Source organism: uncultured Lacinutrix sp. (genome assembly GCF_947500605.1).
Classification (GTDB): domain Bacteria; phylum Bacteroidota; class Bacteroidia; order Flavobacteriales; family Flavobacteriaceae; genus Lacinutrix.
The window spans coordinates 140,280-158,928 of record NZ_CANMSJ010000004.1 but is presented as its reverse complement, the minus strand read 5'-3'; the positions used below and the strand labels follow the sequence as shown (position 1 = coordinate 158,928).

General features: G+C 31.7%; 17 protein-coding genes. 4 read left to right on the top strand and 13 right to left on the bottom strand.

Going from position 1 to position 18,649, the window contains the following annotated elements; genetic code table 11:
- Position 1 precedes the first annotated feature (1 nt).
- The 5 genes from Q0935_RS07840 to surE form a co-directional block, all read right to left on the bottom strand.
- The gene (locus tag Q0935_RS07840) at positions 2–1,924 is read right to left on the bottom strand and encodes a ComEC/Rec2 family competence protein (protein ID WP_299384657.1); all 1,923 of its coding nucleotides are present in this window, start codon (positions 1,922–1,924) and stop codon (positions 2–4) included.
- A gap of 222 nt (positions 1,925–2,146) precedes the next feature.
- Positions 2,147–2,683, bottom strand: a complete 537-nt coding sequence (locus tag Q0935_RS07835; RefSeq protein WP_299384213.1) for a C40 family peptidase — start codon at positions 2,681–2,683, stop codon at positions 2,147–2,149.
- 1 nt (position 2,684) lies between these two features.
- On the bottom strand, positions 2,685–3,806 hold the full coding sequence (gene lpxB / locus Q0935_RS07830) for a lipid-A-disaccharide synthase (protein WP_299384210.1): 1,122 nt from the start codon (positions 3,804–3,806) through the stop codon (positions 2,685–2,687).
- A gap of 3 nt (positions 3,807–3,809) precedes the next feature.
- Positions 3,810–4,097, bottom strand: coding sequence for a hypothetical protein (locus Q0935_RS07825; protein WP_299250902.1), 288 nt, complete (start codon positions 4,095–4,097; stop codon positions 3,810–3,812).
- Positions 4,090–4,866 carry a 5'/3'-nucleotidase SurE gene (gene surE, locus Q0935_RS07820; protein WP_299384207.1) on the bottom strand — a complete coding sequence of 259 codons (777 nt, stop codon included), beginning with the start codon at positions 4,864–4,866 and terminating at the stop codon, positions 4,090–4,092. The genes Q0935_RS07825 and surE overlap by 8 nt, the downstream gene beginning before the upstream one ends.
- Before the next feature lie 279 nt (positions 4,867–5,145).
- Here surE and Q0935_RS07815 point away from each other — a divergent pair, with 279 nt between their 5' ends.
- A complete protein-coding gene (locus Q0935_RS07815) occupies positions 5,146–7,287 on the top strand; it encodes a carboxy terminal-processing peptidase (protein ID WP_299384204.1) in 2,142 nt (713 codons plus the stop codon).
- 6 nt (positions 7,288–7,293) lie between these two features.
- The gene (locus Q0935_RS07810; protein ID WP_299384202.1) at positions 7,294–8,385 is read left to right on the top strand and encodes an ABC transporter permease; all 1,092 of its coding nucleotides are present in this window, start codon (positions 7,294–7,296) and stop codon (positions 8,383–8,385) included.
- 40 nt (positions 8,386–8,425) lie between these two features.
- Here the strand turns inward: Q0935_RS07810 and Q0935_RS07805 are convergent, their stop codons facing one another.
- The 3 genes from Q0935_RS07805 to Q0935_RS07795 all read right to left on the bottom strand — a co-directional run bounded on the left by Q0935_RS07805 (position 8,426) and on the right by Q0935_RS07795 (position 11,476).
- Complete coding sequence (locus Q0935_RS07805; protein WP_299384199.1) at positions 8,426–9,217, bottom strand: hypothetical protein; 792 nt, start codon at positions 9,215–9,217, stop codon at positions 8,426–8,428.
- 176 nt (positions 9,218–9,393) lie between these two features.
- Positions 9,394–10,479: an OmpA family protein gene (locus tag Q0935_RS07800; protein WP_299384197.1), complete on the bottom strand. Its 1,086-nt coding sequence runs from the start codon at positions 10,477–10,479 to the stop codon at positions 9,394–9,396.
- A gap of 103 nt (positions 10,480–10,582) precedes the next feature.
- Positions 10,583–11,476, bottom strand: a complete 894-nt coding sequence (locus tag Q0935_RS07795; RefSeq protein WP_299384195.1) for a dihydrofolate reductase — start codon at positions 11,474–11,476, stop codon at positions 10,583–10,585.
- A gap of 263 nt (positions 11,477–11,739) precedes the next feature.
- On the opposite strand from Q0935_RS07795, the gene Q0935_RS07790 reads away from it, so the two are divergent.
- On the top strand, positions 11,740–12,036 hold the full coding sequence (locus tag Q0935_RS07790; RefSeq protein WP_299384191.1) for an isoamylase early set domain-containing protein: 297 nt from the start codon (positions 11,740–11,742) through the stop codon (positions 12,034–12,036).
- A gap of 143 nt (positions 12,037–12,179) precedes the next feature.
- On the opposite strand, the gene Q0935_RS07785 is transcribed toward Q0935_RS07790, so the two are convergent.
- The 5 genes from Q0935_RS07785 to Q0935_RS07765 all read right to left on the bottom strand — a co-directional run bounded on the left by Q0935_RS07785 (position 12,180) and on the right by Q0935_RS07765 (position 17,400).
- Entirely contained in the window at positions 12,180–13,004 is an 825-nt protein-coding gene (locus Q0935_RS07785; protein WP_299384188.1) for a thymidylate synthase, read from the bottom strand.
- Positions 13,005–13,223: 219 nt separating this feature from the next.
- Complete coding sequence (locus Q0935_RS07780; protein WP_299384183.1) at positions 13,224–14,957, bottom strand: nucleoside transporter C-terminal domain-containing protein; 1,734 nt, start codon at positions 14,955–14,957, stop codon at positions 13,224–13,226.
- A 4-nt stretch (positions 14,958–14,961) separates the two neighbouring features.
- Positions 14,962–15,576, bottom strand: a complete 615-nt coding sequence (locus Q0935_RS07775; RefSeq protein WP_299384179.1) for a bifunctional nuclease family protein — start codon at positions 15,574–15,576, stop codon at positions 14,962–14,964.
- Between the two features lie 93 nt (positions 15,577–15,669).
- Positions 15,670–16,632: an electron transfer flavoprotein subunit alpha/FixB family protein gene (locus Q0935_RS07770; RefSeq protein WP_299384175.1), complete on the bottom strand. Its 963-nt coding sequence runs from the start codon at positions 16,630–16,632 to the stop codon at positions 15,670–15,672.
- Positions 16,633–16,653: 21 nt separating this feature from the next.
- Positions 16,654–17,400: an electron transfer flavoprotein subunit beta/FixA family protein gene (locus Q0935_RS07765; RefSeq protein WP_299250928.1), complete on the bottom strand. Its 747-nt coding sequence runs from the start codon at positions 17,398–17,400 to the stop codon at positions 16,654–16,656.
- A gap of 202 nt (positions 17,401–17,602) precedes the next feature.
- Here Q0935_RS07765 and Q0935_RS07760 point away from each other — a divergent pair, with 202 nt between their 5' ends.
- The gene (locus Q0935_RS07760) at positions 17,603–18,580 is read left to right on the top strand and encodes a pyruvate dehydrogenase complex E1 component subunit beta (RefSeq protein ID WP_055434954.1); all 978 of its coding nucleotides are present in this window, start codon (positions 17,603–17,605) and stop codon (positions 18,578–18,580) included.
- Positions 18,581–18,649 lie beyond the last annotated feature (69 nt).

The window sequence follows — 18,649 nt, the reverse complement described above, 5'->3', positions numbered from 1 at the left end:
GTTAATCTATTACAAAAGCTCCCTTTTCACCAGTATAGTGAAAAGGGATTTTTTGTTTTGTACAAGTCGCTCTCCATCGTGCAACATAAGATTTGTAATTACTACCATCTGCAATAATTTGTTTAGGTTGTAAAGAGTCAATTAATCTAGACATATTTATTCTGGGTGATTGTATTAATAAAATATGATCTGGTTTTTGTTGCTTCACGTTATAAACTCCCAAACTATCTATAATTAATAAGGTATTGTTTTTAATTTGCATAAAAGCAGGTGTTTTATGTGTGCTAACTTCTGTAATGGCATTACCAATAGTGTAATCTTTTAAATTATGGAATTGAGAAAGACTATCTAAGTCTGAAAACACCTCGAGCTTAAGTTGTTGCTTTTGCCCAATAACAGTTAATCTACTTTTATGAAATATGGTAAGTGTCTCTGTATTGTTATTGTATTTAGTATGGAGATTAACACCTTGAAAAAGTAAAACAGAAACTAAAGTAAGCTTCATCCATTTATAGTTTTTATGGATAGCTAATTGTACAAAAGCAATTGCAAATAGGTAAGCAGTAATAACCTGCCAACCATTAAAAGAAATGTCTTTAAATAAGAAGCGCTCTTGTAGCGATAGCCATTTCATTAAATCATTCATGCTAGAGATAATAAAACCGAATCCATCGACAAGAAATTTAGGTAACGCATTGCATAAGGCAAGAATAATAACTAAGATTCCAATAGCTAAAATGAAACCTAAAAATGGAATTATAATAACATTCGCAACAAAAAACAAACCTGGAAATTGATGAAAATAATATAAGCTAATAGGTACAACTCCAAATTGTGCAGCAATACCAACTGTAAAATAATCCCAAACCTTAGATAGAATGAAGTTTTTAGGTTGCCAAAGCTTTACTAATCTAGGTTGTATTGCAACAATAGCAACAACAGCCAAGTAACTTAGTTGGAAACCAACATCAAATAAAAATAAAGGTTTAAACAGTAGCAATACAAATATTGAAATAGCTAATGTATTATAAATATTTGTAGGGCGTCGTAAATGCATACCAATAGCAATAATACTAAACATAGTAACTGCACGAGTTACCGAAGCAGATAGACCAGCAATAATTGCAAAACTCCACATTAATACCACTAAAATAATAATGGTTATTTCTTTACCATATTTAAAACGTTTTAAAGGCTTTAATGCAAAATTAAGGAGTAACAGTATTAAAGCGACATGAAGACCAGAAACAGCAAGAATATGCACAGCTCCAGCATCTGTGTAGCTATCGTAAATATCTTTGCTAAGATCTTGGCGTTGCCCTAAAATAAGCGCATTAATAATCGCTAAAACATCAGGCTCAAAATCATAAGTTTTTAATTTGGTATTAATAGTTTCTCTAACTAAATCTGCATAACCAAAAATAGTATGTTTGTTTTCGCTTACGCGGAAAAGCCTTCTAGGTTTTACATACAGTTGCTTAAAAACATATTGCTTTTCAAGATAGCTTCTATAATTAAACTGATATGGATTTATAGTTGCTACAATAGGTTGAAAACCTTCCGAAGTAACATATACGTTATCAACTTTTAAAACTTTGTTTAAACTGTCTCTTGATACATTAAGTAGCGCTTTTCCTGAAACAGAAAGATCAGCAATTTTTAAAACATCAACAATATACTTATCATTATAATTACCAGATTTTAAAGTCGATCGAATTCTAAAAGTGATTAACTTTTTATTAGAATCAATATTTGTATAGTTGTTACTATTTAGTTTTTCGTTATGGAAATTGGTTACAAGTAGTCCAATACAAATCATTGTTAGAAAGCTAACAATACCAAACCATACGTTTTTAGTCCTTTTATTTTTAGAAATAAAAAAGAGTAGCGTTAGTAATAGCAGTAGAAAAACTGTGGCATACAAAATAATAGATACTGGAATTGCTATAAAAAAAGCGATTAGAATTCCAATAACTAAGCAAGCCGTTAGTTTAATTATAGAGAAGTTAAGAAGTCTCACGCTTTGAAGATAGTAAATAAAATCTCACAAGTGTAATTTTATTTATCTTAAAATCAAATAGTTGTATTTTTGTTCAGTTTCTAATGGGCTAGTTTGTTAGAAAAAGAGTAATGCTAGTAGTGGAAATTAAAGCACTCTTCTTGCTTGTACAAAAGCAAAATACCAATACTTTTCTTTTAGCATAGAAGTTATTACACCTTTGCTTGTTGTAGCATGAATAAACTCTACATCGTCTCCTTGAGTTCTTGTTACTAAACCAACATGGTTAATACTACGGTTGTTTTTTTTAGTTGCGAAAAACAACAAATCACCTTTACGTACCTTTTTTAAATCTATCCAATCTCCAGTTTTTGCCATTGCTCCAGAAACACGAGGAATTGCAACATTATCTTCTTTAAAAGCAGTGTAAATTAAACCAGAGCAATCCATTCCTTTTTTAGTTGTACCACCATATTTATAACGCGTACCTTCATATTTTTCGGCATTATTAATAATAGAATGTGCTATTTTAGGTACTGCAACCTTAGAGGTGTTGTTACTTTTAGTGGTTTTTCTAACCGTTTTTGTGGTTTGAGACTTTCTTGTAACTACACTTTTATTTTTAGTACTTCCGCAACTAGTTAATGTAATTATAGTAAGTAGGATTAGGATAATTTTTCGCATTTTAGGAAGTAGCGTTTATAGAATTATAAATTAATTTTGCAGTGTTTTTACTAGCGCCTTTACCTCCTAAATCTCTTTCTAAATCGTAATAATCTAAAAAGAACTTAGCACGTTGTTCTTTATCTAGTAAAATATCTAGTTCTTTTTTTAGTCTATTGGTGTTAAAATCGTTTTGAATAAGTTCGGTTACAGATTCTTTATTCAAAATTAAATTCACCAAAGAAATATATTTCAAGTTTACAACACGTTTACCAATTTGGTAAGACACCCAACTACCTTTATAGCAAACAACTTGTGGCACTTTAAATAGTGCTGTTTCTAGTGTTGCAGTACCAGAAGTAACTAATGCAGCTGTAGAAATACTAAGTAAATCGTACGTTTTATTATTTAAAAAATGTACGTTAGATTTTTTTATAAACTGCTGGTAAAATTCAAAATCTTGACCTGGAGCACCAGCAATTACAAACTGGTAGTCTTTATAGTTATCGACTAGGCTAAGCATAACCGAGAGTATTTTTTTAATCTCTTGTTTACGGCTTCCAGGTAATAATGCAATAATAGGTTTTTCGCTTAAACCGTTTTCTTTTCTAAATACAAACTCATCTACTTGGTGTCTGTCTGCAATAGCATCAATTAAAGGATGTCCAACAAAGTGAACAGGGAATTTATGTTTGTCTTCGTAAAATTGTTTTTCGAAAGGTAGAATAACATACATTTCGTCCACATCCTTTTTAATATCTTTAATTCTGCCTTCTTTCCAAGCCCAAATTTGCGGAGAAATATAATAATGGTTTTTAAAACCTTTTGGTTTTGCCCATTTGGCAATTCGTAAATTAAAACCAGGATAATCTATGTAAATAATAACATCAGGATTATAAGCTTCTATATCTTGTTTACAAAAAGATAGGTTTTTTGTAATGGTTCTTAGGTTCATTACTACTTCTGCAAAACCCATAAAAGCAAGCTCACGATAGTGTTTTACTAGCGTACCGCCAACAGCTTCCATAAGGTCGCCTCCCCAAAACCTAAAATCGGCATCGACATCTTCATGTAACAATGCTTTCATAAGATTCGCACCATGCAAATCACCCGAAGCTTCTCCAGAAATAATGTAGTATTTCATGTGTTATAATTTATTCAGAATAAAAATTAAAGCTACTAAAACAATAGCAATTAAAATACCTTTAGCAAAATCTTCTTTTTTCTTATTTAAAAAATAATAGAAAACAGGTAGATTAAGTAAAACACCAATGCTAGCACGTTTACCTAGAACACTTGTAGATAAGATTCTATTAATTATTTCTTGAAAAGATAAATCTAATTTTAAACCAATAAAAAAAGTGTAAATAGAAATACCTATAAAAGTTGTAACTATCCCAATAAGAAATCCGAAAATAATAGCTTTTTTATTCATTTAAATTCCATGTGTTTAACTGCTGCATAGCATGATGAGCGGTAAGATCGAATTGCACTGGGACAACAGAAATATAACCGTTTTCTAAAGCCCATTCGTCTGTATCTTCACCTTTATCGTAATTTACAAATGTTCCCGTTAGCCAATAATAATCTTTGCCTTGCGGTGTTTTTCGTTTATCAAATTTTTCTTTCCAATTGGCTTTCGCTTGTCGGCAAATTTTAATACCTTTTAATTCCTTTTTATCTAAATTAGGAACGTTTACATTAAGTACAATACCTTCTGCTAAACCTTTATTTAAAACGTTTTCTGCAATCGTTTTTATATATTTTTTTGAATGCTCAAAATTTGCATTCCATTTGTAGTCTAAAAGCGAAAAGCCAATAGCAGGAATACCTTCAATACCGGCTTCTATTGCGGCACTCATGGTTCCAGAATAAATTACATTTATAGAGGAGTTACTGCCATGGTTTATGCCAGAAACAACTAAATCTGGACGTCTGTCTAAGATTTCGTTTACCGCAATTTTCACACAATCTGCTGGAGTTCCCGAGCAACTATAGGCATCGTAATCTCCATTTTCTACATGTATTTTTTCAATGTGTAAAGTAGAATCTAGTGTTATAGCGTGTCCCATTCCGCTTTGTGGACTATCCGGTGCAACAACAACAACATCTCCTAAGGTTTTCATTACTTTTACTAAAGTACGAATACCTGGAGCAGTTATGCCATCGTCGTTTGTAACTAAAATTAGTGGTCTGTTTTTCATCTTATTGTTTCCGCGAAAGCGGTAATCTCTTTAATAACGAGCTAAAATACATAATTTCTATAGTATTCCCTTAAATTTCGCGCTTTAACAAAAAATTAGTGTAATTGCAGATACTTGGCACGGTTTTTTCTTTTATTTTAGTGGAAATTTTCTCTTAACAAGAGACTATAAAAAGATTAAGAAAGCATATGCAGCGAGCGTATTAAAAATATTATTACTCACGGTAATGATTAATAACGAGCAGCATGTGACCTTCAAAAAGATAATAAATTTACATACATGAAAAGGAAATATAATATATTAATGCTAGTGCTTTTACTAGCCTTTGGGTCTTGTAGTTTTACCGCCAAAGTAGACGACGATCCAGATAAAGATAAACTCTTAGTTCAGATAATTACTTTAGCTTTAGAACAGTTGCACTTTGAACCTAAAGATTTTAACGATGAATTTTCTAAAGAGGTCTATTCAACATATTTAAAACAAATAGATCCTTTAAAACGTTTCTTTTTAAAGAGTGATATTGAAGAGTTTGAAAAGTTTGAAACTGAAATTGATGACGAACTTAAAGTATACGATATTACGTTTTTTAATGTTACAAACGAACGTTTAATGCAACGTATGGCAGAGTCGAAAGCTTATTACAAAGAAGTGTTAGAAAAGCCTTTCGATTTTGATAGAGACGAGAATTTTGATACAGATTACGAAAATCACGAATACGTAAAGACTAAGAAAAAATTAAAAGAACGTTGGAGACAATTACTAAAATTTAGTACTATTTCAAATTACGATGAGTTAATTAGAACTCAGGAAAGAGATACAGTTGTTGCAGAAGGTGATGAACCAAAAGTAAAGAAAACACTTAAAGAAATTGAGATTGAGGCACGTGCTGAAACTTTGAAAAATTTAGATGTATATTATACGGATTACGTTGAGGATTTAGAACGTAAAGATTGGTTTGCAATGTATATTAATGCAATTGTAGAAGAATTCGATCCACACACATCTTATTTTGCACCTAGAGATAAAGACCGTTTCGACCAGCAAATGTCTGGAAAATTAGAAGGTATTGGAGCAAAACTTTCTAAAAGAATGGATTACACTAAAATTGTAGAAGTTATTTCTGGAGGCCCAGCTTGGAGAGGTAAAGATCTTGAGGTTGGTGACATTATTTTAAAAGTACGCCAAGAAGACGAAGAAAAAGCAGTTAGTATTGTTGGTATGCGTATAGACGATGCTATACAATTAATAAAAGGCCCAAAAGGAACTAATGTTTATTTAACACTTAAAAAAGTAGACGGTTCTATCGAGGATATTACAATTACTAGAGATGTAGTAGAGTTAGAAGAAACTTATGCGAAATCATCTACTGTTATTAAAAATGATAAAAAATATGGAGTAATAAATCTTCCTAAATTTTATATTGATTTTGCAGATTATAACGAGCGTAATGCTGCATCGGATATTAAACAAGAAATTGAGAGATTAAAAGCCGAAGGTATGGAAGGTCTAGTTCTAGATCTTAGAAATAACGGAGGAGGATCTCTTAAAACTGTTGTAGATATTGCTGGTTTATTTATAAAAGATGGTCCAATTGTACAGGTACGTTCTACAAACGAACCAAAAGAAGTTTTAAAGGATACGGACGATTCTATTATTTGGGACGGACCTCTAGTAATTATGGTAAACGAATTATCTGCATCAGCATCAGAGATTTTAGCTGCTGCAATGCAAGATTATAAACGTGCTATTGTTATTGGTAGTAAGCAAACGTATGGAAAAGGTACTGTTCAAAATATATTAGATTTAAACAGAATGGTGCGTAACAGTTCTCATGGAGATTTAGGAGCTATTAAAATCACACGTCAGAAATTTTATAGAATTAATGGAGGATCAACACAGCTAGAAGGTGTTAAGAGTGATGTTGTAGTTCCAGACCGTTATAGTTTTGTAGATATTGGAGAACGCGATCAACATAACCCATTACCTTGGGATAAAATTGAAGCTGTAAAGTACGATTCTTGGAATAGCTATTTCGATTACGATACAACAATAAGTAAAAGCAAGGAACGCATGCAAAACAATGCACAACTAAAGCTTATTGAAGAAAATGCTAAGTGGATTAAAACGCAAATGGATGAGAATATTTATTCTCTAAATTATAAAAAGTATAAAGCTGAATTAAAAGCTGACGAAGAAAAAGCAAAAGAGTTTGATGCTATTTCTAAATATAAAACAAACTTAACATTCGAGTCTTTACCTTATGAAACTGCTCTTTTTGAAAAAGATACTATCTTAAAAGAGAAACGTGTAAGATGGCACGAAAGCTTAAGTCAAGATGTTTATATCGAGGAAGCTTTAAATGTAATTGACGATTTAAAAATGACCTACGAAATTAAAAAAGTAGCAGCCATAAAAGATTAAAAGACATTGAGTAACAAAGCAAACTCATTAAGTAAATTAGCGCTTCAAAAATTTAAAAAGAATTTTTGGGGCGTTTTTAGTTTCTATTTTATCCTATTCGTTGGTGTTGTTTCTGTGTTTGCTTATGTGTTTGCACCAGATAATTCTAGGCACGCCAACCAAATGCATGTTTCTATACATTCTAAAGCACCAGGTTTTAGTGTCGATATGTTAGTGTTGCCTTCTCAAGTTAAAAATGAACAAGGTTTTTTTGATAAATTGTTCTTCGGAAACATTAATACTGTAACCGAAATTCCAATTACACAACATGCTATTTCGGGAAATACTATAAGTTATACCGAATATGCTTCCGATGGATTAAAAGGTGTTGAAAAGACATATACTATTGACGATAATGCGATTAATATAGAAACTTTAATTACTAAAAAAACATTCCACTTAGGTACCGATAAATATGGTAGAGATTTACTTAGTCGTATTTTGGTAGGTGCACGCATTTCCTTTTTTATAGGTTTTGTGGCTGTCTTTATTTCCTTGGTAATTGGAATATTTATGGGAAGTGTAGCAGGTTATTATGGTGGTAAAATAGATGCGTTTATTATGTGGATAATAAATGTAACTTGGTCTATACCAACGCTACTATTAGTTATTGCAATTACTTTGGCTTTAGGAAAAGGTTTCTGGCAAGTGTTTATTGCAGTAGGTTTAACAATGTGGGTAGAAGTTGCTAGAGTAGTGCGAGGACAAATTATTAGTGCAAAAGAAATGCAATACGTTACTGCTGCTCGCGCTTTAGGTTTTAATAATTACCGTATAATTACTAAGCATATTCTACCAAATATAATGGCTCCTGTAATTGTAATTTGTGCCGCTAATTTTGCTGCTGCAATATTAATAGAAAGCGGATTGAGTTTTCTAGGTATTGGTGCGCAGCCTCCAATGGCAAGTTGGGGAGCAATGATAAAAGATCATTACAATTATATTATTCTAGGCAAGCCTTATTTAGCCATTATCCCAGGCTTATGCATTATGTTTTTAGTTATGGCCTTTATGTTAATTGGTAATGCCTTACGCGACGCCTTAGATGTTAAGAATTAATTGTAATAATCTCTTATAGTTTATTTTTAAAAAGTAGGAATTAACAACCGCCTTTTGGTCCAAAAGTAAAAGCGAATTCTTGTTCAATAATTTCACTATTATTGTTTTCTGCAGGTTGCCATTGTCCAGAGATGTTAGTTATTAACTTTGTTAACTTTTTATCTAAACCTGGATAACCTGTGGTTCTATCTATTTTTACATGTTTAATATCACCTTCTTTAGTAATGGTAAAGTAAATTTTAGCAGGACGTACTTTTTTGTTATCTAAGTTTACAGTTTCTTCTTTAGTGTTTATAATTAAATAATTTAATAGAGCATCTTCTCCTTCAACATATACAGCCTCTTTTTCTGGAGTTACGGTGTAATGAGGATTAAATTTCTTTTCTTCTGGTGTTAATGCATCAGTGTCTTTTTCTTGAAACAGTGTTTTTATAGAAAAGTTATTATTGTAATTAAGAGATTTAAAAAGTGCTATTTGAGATTCATTTAATTTTTCCGAAGTTCCATAAGTACGTTTTTCTGTTTGTCTGTCGTTTTCAATAATAATTATTTCTGTAGAATTAACCTTCTCAATTTGCTCGTTTTCATGATCGCGATTAAAAGGAAAGATAGTAGTAATATTTCTTAAATCTGTTTTAGTAATAGCTTCAAATCTTGAACCTATTCCGTAATAGTATTCAGATTCTATTTTTCCAGGTTTCATATTTTGGTCCGCCAATTCAAGTTGTGCGATGTCTTTTAATGCTATAGTGTTTTCATTAGAATTATTGCAGTTAGTAAAAGTTAAAGTTATTAAAATTGAAAGACTTAATATGATGCTTTGATTTTTCATAATTATTATGTTTAAAGATTAATGTCTGTCAAATATATATGCAGGACAAGGCTTAACATGTACAACAAATGTGAAAAAAGTGCAAAATTTGTGTAAAAGACTTCGTTTAATATGGTTGAAATAGAATTGTGCTATGTGTTTAATAAGGAATGTTTCTGTAATAAAAAAGCATAGGTTTATTTTGAAAACACTATTTCTACACGACGATTATCTTTAGAAACACTACTTTTTAGTTGTTCTTCACCCATGCCAGTTGTAGTAATTCTAGAGCTATTAATACCATTAGCAATAAAATAATCTCTAACAGTGTTAGCTCTACTTAACGAAAGTTCTTTATTATAAATATTTGTGCCTACAGCGTCTGTATGACCAATAATATTTATGTTTATTTCTGGTTTGTTTAGTAATGTTTTTGAAATAGCGTCCAATAATAAAAATGAATGCTCTCCTACTATTTTACTCGATGCAGTCTCAAAATTAATTTGAAAATCTAAGGAGATTTCAGTTTCCAAATTATTTATAGTGTCTAATAATCCTGGTTTAGTTCCTGTGCTTTTTAATGAATTTGCTTCTAAGAAGATTGCAGAATCGTATAATTGATCTCCAACATCGCTAATGCCTAATTTAAAGTGATATTTAACATTAGGAACTACTTTAGTTTTAGCCGTTAAAACGGTTGTAAAACCATCATACTGGATACTTTTAGCGAGTTCGAAATGTTTTTCATTATTAAGAAGTGTCTCTATTGTTGAAATATTGTAGCTGTAATTTGCTATATAATATTCTGAATTTACTTCTGGATTAATATGATCTACCGTAATAGGAGTGTTTGAGTCTCCGTTTAATAATGCTATATTTTTTGAAGTATTTGTTTCTGTATTTGTTACTAAAAATATAAAAACATCATTAACATTTTTAAATATGTATTCTGGGTATTCTTCCGAAGCAAAGCAATATTTAAATTCAATCTCATCGGTTGCAGAAATAAGGTCAAATTCGAATAAGCTAGTATCGTAACAGCCTTTATTATCTGCAATAACGTTGATGTCTTTATCGCTTTCAAAATTTATTTTAGAACTTTTTTTGGTGTCATCGTTCGGTCCTTCAGCATGTTCAGCAATTCCAGTACTCATAATAACACCTTCTTTAAAAAAGGTGTTATGAAGTAAGTTTGTTTTAAAAAGCCCAAATGTTTTTTTGCTGCCTTTAATAGTAATATTGCTTACTATTATATTTTCTGAATCTCCCAGTAAGCTATTCATTAATTGATTAGCATTAGAAATAGGGGATACTTTTAACTGTGCAAAACTAAGTTTGCAAAGAACGAGAAGGATAAATAATATGCTTCTAAAAAATAATTTCGATTTATTTTCTTTCATAAGTCATAAACGAAAACGCATGATTATGTTGCTCATCGTTATCGTGTACTTTGCTTGCGGTTTCTTTCCATTCTGCCATATTAATTTCTGGAAAAAAAGTATCTGCAGAAAACGTAGAATGTACTCTAGTTAATTCTATTTTAGAAGCAAAAGGCATGGCTTGTTTGTAAATTTCGCCACCTCCAATAATAAATGGTTGGGTATCGCTACGAGCCGCATCTATTGCATCTTCTATAGAGTTTACGACTAAAACGCCTTCTGGAACTTGATAGTCTTTTTGTCTAGAAATTACAACGTGAGTTCGGTTTGGTAATGGTTTTGGGAAGCTTTCAAACGTTTTACGACCCATAATAATATGATGACCAGAAGTTAATGATTTAAAACGTTTAAGGTCGTCACGTAAGTGCCAGATAAGATCGTTGTCTTTTCCTATTTCATTGTTTTCACCAGCGGCAACAATCATTGTTAAGTTTTTAATAGGCTTAATAGTGGTTGATACTTTAGTTTCTACCTTTGGAGTAATTAAAGTGCTTTTTAGCGATTCAATTTTATCTTGTTGTTTGGCTACTAGTTTTTCAATTTGTGCCTTCTCCCAGTCTTTACCCATAAATTTCTTCGTAATAAAAACATTAAAAGCATGATACAAAAAGAAGAATAACCAAGCAGAAATAGCAATTACAAACCAATCTAATCCAAGAATTTTAAATTCTTTTCCAATACCTAAAACGGTATTTGCAAGAATTAGAAATACTGCGCCTATTAAGAAGATTACAAAGTGTATGTATAATCCCTTTTTCTGTTTTATTCTACGTTGTGCGTTTTCAATTAATGCTAATTGATCTAAGTCTATTTGTGGCTTTTGTTTCTTTTTTCCGAACATAATTTCTAATAAGGATGTAAAGTTAAAGTATTAATGCTAATTTTTGTTTTTTATTTAAAATGAAAACGTTTGTGTTTGACTATCAGTGTTTTGAGTATAAATAAGGTCTGCTGAATTAATAAAAAAAGTATATTTTAATTATTGTATTCTAACAATATAACATTTCATTTTACTAATTTAATAATTCTTTATTAAATGTGTGTCAAAGAGTTTGTTCTTAAGCTATTGTTCTATAATTTTATAAATCATAAAACATTAATAATATGGCTATTACAAAACAATTTTTAAAATCTAAACCAGTGTGTAAAGTAACATTTACTGTGCCTGCAGCAGATGCTAATGAAGTTAAAGTTGTTGGTAACTTTAACGCATGGAATCCTAAAGCAACTGTATTGAAAAAGTTAAAAAACGGAACTTTTAAAGGAACTGTTAATTTAGAAAAAGATAAATCTTACGAGTTTAGATACTTAGTAGACGGACAATGGAAAAACGACGAGAAGCCCGATGCTTTTGCTTGGAATGATTATGCCGCAGATGAGAATGGTGTAATTAACTTATAGTTTAAATCATTATATAAACAAAAAAGAGCTTTCGTTAGAAAGCTCTTTTTTGCTAATAAAGCTTACTTTTTTAGCAACTTTAAGTTTAATAGGAAGGAAATAGAATACCTGTTTTTTTTCATTTTCTGTTCTATGTGTATTTGTTATACAGCAACAACTCCTTTAATATGTGGATGTGGATTATAGTCTTCCAAAGTGAAATCTTCAAATTTAAAATCGAAAATATCCGTAATTTCAGGATTCAGTTTCATTTTTGGTAATGGTCTGCAATCACGAGATAATTGTAATTCTAATTGCTCTTTATGGTTGTTATAAATATGAGCATCTCCAAAAGTATGAATAAATTCTCCTGCTTGGTAACCGCAAACTTGAGCCATCATCATAGTAAATAAAGCATAAGAGGCAATATTGAAAGGTACACCTAGGAAGATGTCTGCACTACGTTGGTATAATTGACAAGATAATTTTCCGTCTGCAACATAAAACTGAAAGAATGCGTGGCAAGGTGGTAAAGCTGCTTTTCCATTAGCAACATTTTCATCAAAAGATTTTGAAGTATCTGGTAAAACCGAAGGGTTCCATGCAGAGACTAACATTCTACGACTATTTGGATTGTTTTTTAGTGTTTCTATAACTTCTGCTATTTGATCGACTTCATCGCTATTCCAATTACGCCATTGGTGACCATAAACAGGGCCTAAGTCGCCATTTTTGTCTGCCCAAGAGTTCCATATTTTAACACCGTTTTCAGTTAGGTAATGAATATTAGTGTCGCCTTTTAAAAACCACAGCAATTCGTAAATAATAGATTTTAGATGTAATTTTTTGGTGGTAACCATTGGGAAACCTTCACTTAAATCGAAACGTAATTGGTATCCAAAAACACTTTTTGTTCCTGTTCCTGTTCTATCTCCTTTTTCGTTTCCGTTTTCTAAAACGTGTTTTACTAGCTCGTGGTATTGTTTCATAGTGCACACATTCCTGCGAAGGCAGGAATCTCTTAATGATTAATAATGTTGTCGTAATTTAAACAAAAATAACTAAAACAAATTTACTTAGAACTTCATTTTAAGGATTAAAAATATGTTCAAAAAACAAGAAGGCTCTTAATATTTTATTAAGAGCCTTCTGTTAATTATGTTTTGTTTCTCTTGCGTTAAGAGATCCCTACCTTCGAAGGAATATGTTTACCCAATTATCATTCCTGCAATAGTAGCAGAAATTAAAGAAGCAATAGTTCCACCAATTAAGGCTTTCATTCCAAATTTAGACAGTTGTTTGCGTTGTCCAGGAGCTAAAGAACCAATACCACCAATTTGAATACCTATTGAGGCAAAGTTTGCAAAGCCACATAACATATATGTAGCCATTATTACAGATTTTTCATAAGTTAAATGTGTAGTATTAGCCACATTTTTAAGCTCTGCTAATTGTATGTATCCTATAAATTCACTTGCTGCTAATTTTATACCTAAAAGTTGACCCATTAAAGCCATATCTTCTCTAGCAACACCTATTAACCACATAAGTGGAGCAAAAATGTATCCTAATAGAAATTCTAATGATAAACTATCATATGGTGTGTTGGCTTCAATAACTTCGTTTAGAGAAGTAAATTCCCACTTAAGATCTAATGCGTCTATTGTAAAACCATTAAATCCTGCAATACCTCCCATAATTCCATTAACCATAGCAATAAAAGCTACAAAAACTAAAAGCATTGCACCAACATTTACTGCTAGTCTTAATCCTTCTGTTGTTCCGTTTGCAATAGCCTCTAGTATGTTAGAGCCTATTTTCTCTTGAGAAACTTCTACATCGGTATTTACTTCTTCAGTTTGAGGAAATAATATTTTTGAAATTACAATAGCTCCTGGTGCAGCCATTACAGATGCAGCTAATAAATGCTTAGCATAAAAAAGTTGTAATGCTTCGTCTTCACCTCCTAAAAAGCCAATGTATGCTGCTAATACTGCACCGGCAACGGTTGCCATACCACCAATCATAACTAGGAGTATTTCGGACTTATTCATTTTTTCTAAATAAGCTTTTATTAAAAGAGGTGCTTCTGTTTGGCCTAAGAAAATGTTTCCTGCAACACTTAAACTTTCTGCTCCTGAAATACCTAGTACTTTAGTTAGTAATAGTCCCATTAGTTTTACAACTTTTTGGATAATACCTAAGTAGAATAGTACAGATGTTAAAGCAGAGAAAAAGATAATAGTCGGTAGTACTTGAAAGGCGAAAATAAACCCGAAAGAAGTAACATCTAGCATGCCACCAAATAAGAATTCACTTCCTGCTTGTGTATAGCTTAAAATCTCTATAAAACCTTTTCCAATAAATTCGAAAACAGTTTTTACAAAACCTACTTTTAAAACACCTATGGCTATTATTAGTTGCAATGCTAAACCTAAACCAACAGTTTTCCAATTAATACCTTTACGGTTACTACTAAATAAAAAGGCTACGAATATTAATGTAACCATTCCTAAGACACCTCTCCATAAACTACTTAAAGAGAAACCTTGACTTGGAATCATAGTGTCCATTTCTGGTTTTGTAGTATCTACAGTTACAATGTTTTCTTTTGCAAGAGTAATTGGTGATGTGTAATTATAGGTAGTATTCTTGTTTTTAATTACTAAAGTAGAATCGGTAAGTTCTGTTATTTTATAATGCCTAATAGAATTAGAAGTATCGTTATGATAAAATACCAGTAAATTGTTTTGATATATATAGTCACCTTTTACAGCTTGAATAGAATCTCCTGTAAAAGCAAATTCACCTTCATTAAGTTCTAAGCTTTTAAAATTACTTGTTGGAGATTCAGAAACCCATTTTTTTTCTAAGTCTTGTCCAAAAGTGGTAGTTATTCCAAAAAAAATAGCTGCGACAGCTAGTATTAAATTTTTAATCATAAGGTTATCGTTTAGAAATTTCGTCACGAATTTTAGCAGCAGCTTCATAGTCTTCATTTTCTACAGCTTCGCTAAGTAGGTTGTTTAATTCTTCTAAAGAATGTGAGTTGTAATCGTCCGAATCGACAAATTCTAGTTCTTCATTTATAATATCTTCAATTAAAATGTTGTCTTCATCCTCTTCGTTTTCATTTTTATTTGGGTCTACTTTTAAATAGATTCCAGCTTTGTCTAAGATGTTTTTGTAAGTAAATATTGGTGCCTTAAAACGTAAAGCTAATGCTATAGCATCACTTGTTCGTGCATCAATTATTTCTTCAATTTTATCACGTTCGCAAATAAGGCTTGAATAGAAAACACCGTCTACAAGTTTGTGTATAATAACTTGTTTAACAACGATATCAAATCTATCGGCGAAATTTTTAAATAAATCGTGAGTGAGTGGACGTGGAGGACGAATTTCTTTTTCAAGAGCAATTGCAATAGATTGTGCTTCAAAAGCACCAATTACTATTGGTAATTTGCGTTCACCATCTACCTCATTTAATATTAAAGCGTATGCACCATTTTGTGTTTGGCTGTACGATATACCTTTTATTTTTAGTCTAACTAAACTCATAAATATTTTAATCAAAAAAAAAGCGGTTAAATGTAAAATGGAATAGTCCCAATTAGCATTAACCGCTTTTTTACGAGCACAATTTATAAAAAATTAAGCGTTTGCCGCTTTAAATGCTTTTAATTTTTCTATAAGTGCCGGTACAACTTCAAAAGCATCACCTATAACACCGTAATCTGCGGCCTTAAAGAAAGGTGCTTCTGGATCTGTATTAATAACAACTTTTACTTTACTAGCGTTAATTCCTGCTAAGTGTTGAATGGCTCCAGAGATACCAATTGCAATATATAAATTTGCAGCTACAGGTTTCCCTGTTTGTCCAACATGTTCGCTGTGTGGTCTCCATCCTAAATCACTTACTGGCTTAGAACAAGCTGTAGCAGCTCCAAGAACTCCTGCTAATTCTTCTACCATTCCCCAGTTTTCTGGTCCTTTTAATCCACGACCTGCAGAAACTACTATTTCAGCATCTGCGATAGTTACTGTATCTATAGCTTTATCTACAGATTGTACTGTAACTCCAGATTCTGGAAGTGTAGGTGCAAAGTCTTCAGTAGATGCGCTTGCGCTACTTTCAACTAATCCAAAAGAATTGTTAGAAAGACCTACTATTTTTACATCTGTATTAATAGTGGTAATATTAAAGGCTTTGTTTGTAAAAGCGGTGCGTTTTACTGTAAAAGGAGCAGTATTTGAAGGTGCTTCCATAACATTAGAAGCGTAACCTGCATTTAAACCTACTGCTAATAAAGGAGCTAAATATTTACTATCTGCACTTTGGCTAACTACAATTACTTTCGCGTCTTCTTTTTCTGCTGCTTGTTTTAAAACAGCTGCATAAGATTTTGCGCTAAATTTGTCTAAAGCCGAATTTGTAACATTTAATATTTTATCTACTCCGTAGTTTGCTAATTCACTTGTATCTGCTGCATTAACTGTAACAGCTGTTACAGTAGTTCCTAATTGAGTAGCTACTGCTTTGGCATAAGAAGCAACCTCTAAGGCTGTTTTCTTAAATTTTCCATTTTCTGATTCTGTATATACTAAAACTGACATGTTTTTCTTTTTTTAAGGTGATTAAATAACTTTTGCTTCGTTATGAAGTAAGTTTACTAACTCATCTAAGTTTCCTGCGTCTACTAAAGTAACTGCGCCTTTAGGAGCTGGTTTTTCAAATTTAATAGAAGCTGTTTCTGGTTCAGCATTAGCTGCATCAACAACATTTAACGGCTTTTTACGAGCCATCATAATTCCTCTCATATTAGGAATACGTAAATCGCTCTCTTCTACTAATCCTTTTTGTCCAGCAATTACTAAAGGTAAACTTGTAGCAACGGTTTCTTTTCCTCCATCAATTTCTCTAGTAGCAGTAGCATTTGTACCTTCAACTTCTAAATTAATACAGTTAGTAACAAAGTTTGCATCTGTTAATTCAGCCAACATTCCTGGAACCATTCCTCCATTATAATCAATAGATTCACGACCAGCAATTACTAAATCGTAACCGCCATCTTTTACCACTTTAGCTAATTCTTTAGCTACTTGAAAACCATCTTTAGCTTCTGTGTTAACTCTAATTGCAGAATCTGCACCAATAGCTAGAGCTTTACGTAAAGTAGGTTCTGTTTCTGCACCACCAACATTTACAACATCTACACTTGCACCTTGCTTTTCTTTAAACCACATTGCACGTGTTAAACCAAACTCATCGTTAGGGTTTATTACATATTGAACACCGTTTGTGTCAAATTTTGAATCTCCATCAGTAAAATTAATTTTCGATGTAGTGTCAGGGACGTGACTTATACACACTAATATTTTCATATTTATTATAATTAAATTAAGACTATTTTGTTTGTGAAGCCCTTTACTCAATCGTTATCGTTAAATGCTTCAGTTTTTCAGGATACGAAGATAATTATTTTATTTTGGAAAAGTACTATGCATGCATAATAAATTTTAAATAAAAACTGTATTATTAGTTTATAGTTATCCTTATTTTTGTTTTTCAATTTTATAAAGTAATATGAAAACAATTCAATTTAGAGAAGCTATATGTGAGGCCATGAGTGAAGAAATGCGCAGAGATGAAAGCATTTACTTAATGGGAGAAGAAGTAGCAGAATATAATGGTGCTTACAAGGCATCTAAAGGTATGTTAGACGAATTTGGTGCAAAACGTGTTATAGATACACCAATTGCAGAGCTTGGTTTTGCAGGTATTGCTATTGGCTCTACTATGACTGGTAATAGACCAATTGTAGAATATATGACCTTTAACTTCTCTTTAGTTGGGATAGATCAAATTATAAACAATGCTGCTAAAATTAGACAAATGTCTGGTGGACAGCTTAAATGTCCAATTGTTTTTAGAGGCCCAACAGGATCTGCAGGACAATTAGGTGCAACGCATTCTCAAGCTTTCGAGAGCTGGTTTGCTAATACTCCAGGATTAAAAGTTGTTGTACCATCTAATCCTTATGATGCAAAAGGATTATTAAAAGCTGCCATTCGTGATGACGATCCAGTAATTTTTATGGAAAGTGAGCAAATGTATGGTGATAAAGGAGAAGTTCCAGAAGGAGAATATACAATCCCATTAGGTGTTGCCGATATTAAAAGAGAAGGTACAGATGTCACTATTGTTTCTTTTGGTAAAATTATAAAAGAAGCATACAAAGCAGCAGACGAATTAGCAAAGGAAGGTATCTCTTGCGAAATTATAGATTTACGTACAGTAAGACCTTTAGATAAGGAAGCTGTATTAAAATCTGTAAAGAAAACAAACCGTTTAGTTGTTTTAGAAGAGGCTTGGCCTTTTGGAAACGTTTCTACAGAGTTAACATATATTGTACAGTCTGAAGCTTTCGATTATTTAGATGCTCCAGTTGTAAAAATAAATACTGCAGATACACCTGCACCATATTCACCAGTATTATTAGCAGAATGGTTACCAGATTATACAGAGGTAATTAAGGCTGTTAAAAAGGTGATGTACAAATAGAAAAACAAAAAATAGTTTTATATCAAACTTCATTAGCACAATTGTTGATGAAGTTTGTTTGTTTATATT

What these genes read in the sequence shown, in the direction of transcription:
- Q0935_RS07835 (WP_299384213.1), bottom strand. Translation starts at nt 2,683, where the DNA reads ATGCGAAAAATTATCCTAATCCTACTTACTATAATTACATTAACTAGT.
- lpxB (WP_299384210.1), bottom strand. Translation starts at nt 3,806, where the DNA reads ATGAAATACTACATTATTTCTGGAGAAGCTTCGGGTGATTTGCATGGT.
- Q0935_RS07825 (WP_299250902.1), bottom strand. Translation starts at nt 4,097, where the DNA reads ATGAATAAAAAAGCTATTATTTTCGGATTTCTTATTGGGATAGTTACA.
- surE (WP_299384207.1), bottom strand. Translation starts at nt 4,866, where the DNA reads ATGAAAAACAGACCACTAATTTTAGTTACAAACGACGATGGCATAACT.
- Q0935_RS07815 (WP_299384204.1), top strand. Translation starts at nt 5,146, where the DNA reads ATGAAAAGGAAATATAATATATTAATGCTAGTGCTTTTACTAGCCTTT.
- Q0935_RS07805 (WP_299384199.1), bottom strand. Translation starts at nt 9,217, where the DNA reads ATGAAAAATCAAAGCATCATATTAAGTCTTTCAATTTTAATAACTTTA.
- Q0935_RS07800 (WP_299384197.1), bottom strand. Translation starts at nt 10,479, where the DNA reads ATGAATAGCTTACTGGGAGATTCAGAAAATATAATAGTAAGCAATATT.
- Q0935_RS07795 (WP_299384195.1), bottom strand. Translation starts at nt 11,476, where the DNA reads ATGTTCGGAAAAAAGAAACAAAAGCCACAAATAGACTTAGATCAATTA.
- Q0935_RS07790 (WP_299384191.1), top strand. Translation starts at nt 11,740, where the DNA reads ATGGCTATTACAAAACAATTTTTAAAATCTAAACCAGTGTGTAAAGTA.
- Q0935_RS07785 (WP_299384188.1), bottom strand. Translation starts at nt 13,004, where the DNA reads ATGAAACAATACCACGAGCTAGTAAAACACGTTTTAGAAAACGGAAAC.
- Q0935_RS07780 (WP_299384183.1), bottom strand. Translation starts at nt 14,957, where the DNA reads ATGATTAAAAATTTAATACTAGCTGTCGCAGCTATTTTTTTTGGAATA.
- Q0935_RS07775 (WP_299384179.1), bottom strand. Translation starts at nt 15,576, where the DNA reads ATGAGTTTAGTTAGACTAAAAATAAAAGGTATATCGTACAGCCAAACA.
- Q0935_RS07770 (WP_299384175.1), bottom strand. Translation starts at nt 16,632, where the DNA reads ATGTCAGTTTTAGTATATACAGAATCAGAAAATGGAAAATTTAAGAAA.
- Q0935_RS07765 (WP_299250928.1), bottom strand. Translation starts at nt 17,400, where the DNA reads ATGAAAATATTAGTGTGTATAAGTCACGTCCCTGACACTACATCGAAA.
- Q0935_RS07760 (WP_055434954.1), top strand. Translation starts at nt 17,603, where the DNA reads ATGAAAACAATTCAATTTAGAGAAGCTATATGTGAGGCCATGAGTGAA.